The organism is Weissella minor (assembly GCF_001437425.1).
Classification (GTDB): Bacteria; Bacillota; Bacilli; order Lactobacillales; family Lactobacillaceae; genus Weissella; species Weissella minor.
This window is the reverse complement of the sequence record NZ_JQCD01000002.1, coordinates 1-3,230: the sequence shown is the minus strand read 5'-3', so window position 1 is coordinate 3,230 and position 3,230 is coordinate 1. Positions and strand designations below refer to the sequence as shown.

The following is a 3,230-nucleotide window of genomic DNA, read 5'->3' as shown; positions in this document are numbered from 1 at the left end:
TATTATAAATGAGCCTTACACCACGTTGTTCAACTTGGTTAAGTCCTCGAACCATTAGTACTAGTCCGCTCCATACGTCACCGTACTTCCACTTCTAGCCTATCTACCTTATCATCTTTAAGGGGTCTTACTTCATAATTGAATGGGAAATCTCATCTCGAGGCGAGTTTCACACTTAGATGCTTTCAGCGTTTATCTCATCCGTACATAGCTACTCAGCGATGCTCCTGGCGGAACAACTGATACACCAGAGGTACGTTCACCCCGGTCCTCTCGTACTAAGGGCAACTCCTCTCAAATTTCCTACGCCCGCGACGGATAGGGACCGAACTGTCTCACGACGTTCTGAACCCAGCTCGCGTACCGCTTTAATGGGCGAACAGCCCAACCCTTGGGACCGACTACAGCCCCAGGATGCGATGAGCCGACATCGAGGTGCCAAACCTCCCCGTCGATGTGGACTCTTGGGGGAGATAAGCCTGTTATCCCCAGGGTAGCTTTTATCCGTTGAGCGATGGCCCTTCCATGCGGAACCACCGGATCACTAAGCCCTACTTTCGTACCTGCTCGACTAGTCAGTCTCACAGTCAAGCTCTCTTGTGCCTTTACACTCTGCGAATGATTTCCAACCATTCTGAGAGAACCTTTGGGCGCCTCCGTTACCTTTTAGGAGGCGACCGCCCCAGTCAAACTGCCTGCCAGACACTGTCTTCCACCACGCTTAGTGGTGCGAGTTAGAGTGGTCATACAACGAGGGTAGTATCCCACCTGTGCCTCCATCGAAACTAGCGTCCCGATTTCTACGGCTCCTACCTATGCTGTACAAGCTGCACAAACACTCAATATCAAGCTACAGTAAAGCTCCATGGGGTCTTTCCGTCCTGTCGCGGGTAACCCGCATCTTCACGGGTCTTTAAATTTCACCGAGTCTCTCGTTGAGACAGTGCCCAGATCGTTACGCCTTTCGTGCGGGTCGGAACTTACCCGACAAGGAATTTCGCTACCTTAGGACCGTTATAGTTACGGCCGCCGTTTACTGGGGCTTCAATTCATACCTTCGCTTGCGCTAAGCACTCCTTTTAACCTTCCAGCACCGGGCAGGCGTCAGCCCCTATACGTCATCTTACGATTTTGCAGAAACCTGTGTTTTTGATAAACAGTCGCCTGGGCCTATTCACTGCGGCTCAGCTTGCGCTGAGCACCCCTTCTCCCGAAGTTACGGGGTCATTTTGCCGAGTTCCTTAACGAGAGTTCACTCGCTCACCTTAGGATGCTCTCCTCGACTATGTGTTGGTTTGCGGTACGGGCAGGTAAACACTAACTAGAAGCTTTTCTTGGCAGCGTGACATGGCAGACTTCCCTACTTTATTTCGGTCCCTATCATCACTTGTCCTTGTAGAGTCAAGCATTTTACTCAACTCAAGACTTATGATTTAGCCCAGCATTTCCAGCCGCTGGGTTCTGTTAGCCTTCTGCGTCCCTCCATCGTTCAAACATGTTCACCTGGTACAGGAATCTCAACCTGTTATCCATCGACTACGCCTCTTGGCCTCGCCTTAGGTCCCGACTAACCCTGGGAGGACGAGCCTTCCCCAGGAAACCTTAGTCATACGGTGGACAGGATTCTCACCTGTCTTTCGCTACTCATACCGGCATTCTCACTTCTATGCGCTCCACCAGTCCTCACGGTCTGACTTCATCGCCCATAGAACGCTCTCCTATCGCGCCACTTACGTGGCACCCGTAGTTTCGGTGGTGTGTTTAGCCCCGGTACATTTTCGGCGCAAAATCACTCGACTAGTGAGCTATTACGCACTCTTTAAATGGTGGCTGCTTCTGAGCCAACATCCTAGTTGTCTATGCAACTTCACATCCTTTTCCACTTAACACACACTTAGGGACCTTAACTGACGATCTGGGCTGTTCCCCTTTCGACAATGGATCTTATCACTCACTGTCTGACTCCCGGACATACGTGATTGGCATTCGGAGTTTATCTTAATTTGGTAACCCAAGATGGGCCCCGCACCAAAACAGTGCTCTACCTCCAACACGCTTCATTCCGAGGCTAGCCCTAAAGCTATTTCGGAGAGAACCAGCTATCTCCAAGTTCGATTGGAATTTCACCGCTACCCACACCTCATCCCAACGTTTTTCAACACGTACGGGTTCGGGCCTCCAATGCGCTTTACCGCATCTTCACCCTGGACATGGGTAGGTCACCTGGTTTCGGGTCTACAACAACATACTTAGTCGCCCATTTCAGACTCGCTTTCGCTACGGCTCCGGTCTTTCCACCTTAACCTTGCATGGTATCGTAACTCGCCGGTTCATTCTACAAAAGGCACGCTATCACCCATTAACGGGCTCTAACTTCTTGTAGGCACATGGTTTCAGGAACTTTTTCACCCCCCTTCCGGGGTGCTTTTCACCTTTCCCTCACGGTACTGGTTCACTATCGGTCACTAGGGAGTATTTAGCCTTGCGAGATGGTCCTCGCAGATTCCGACCGGATTTCACGTGTCCGGCCGTACTCAGGATCCTGCACGGGAGATTGCTTACTTTCGCATACGGGGCTATCACCCTGTCTCGCTCAGCTTCCCAGCTGATTCTGCTAATAAACAATTTTGTAACTCCACAACGGCAGTCCTACAACCCCAATGTGCAAGCACATTGGTTTGGGCTCTTCCGAGTTCGCTCGCCGCTACTATCGGAATCGATTTTTCTTTCTCTTCCTGTTGCTAATGAGATGTTTCAGTTCACAACGTCTACCTTCAATCTAGCTATATATTCACTAGATGATAACTTGCATACACAAGCTGGGTTTCCCCATTCGGAAATCTCCGGATCAAAGCTTACTTACAGCTCCCCGAAGCATATCGGTGTTAGTCCCGTCCTTCATCGGCTCCTAGTGCCAAGGCATCCACCATGCGCCCTTAATAACTTAACCTATCAACTTACGTTGATGATTCAAGTTTGAGTATTGTGGCTCAAAGGCCACAAGCGATTTAAACTAATTTAAAAAACTCAAAAAATTACGCGGTGTATTTTTTCGGCTCAATTTAATTATTGATATAATCAATTGAAATGAATTTAAAATTTAAAATATTGATTCAGTTTTCAAAGAACTAAGTCCTGCAACCAGATGGTTGCAATGGAGAATAGCGGGATCGAACCGCTGACCCCCTGCTTGCAAAGCAGGTGCTCTCCCAGCTGAGCTAATTCCCCAA

1 tRNA gene and 1 rRNA gene are annotated in these 3,230 nt (G+C 49.3%); both read right to left on the bottom strand.

Annotation, left to right across the window (positions count from 1 at the left end):
• Positions 1-34: 34 nt before the first annotated feature.
• Positions 35-2,950: ribosomal RNA gene (locus tag IV67_RS00055) — 23S ribosomal RNA — on the bottom strand.
• Between the two features lie 205 nt (positions 2,951-3,155).
• Positions 3,156-3,228, bottom strand: a tRNA-Ala gene (locus IV67_RS00050).
• Between the last annotated feature and the right edge of the window lie 2 nt (positions 3,229-3,230).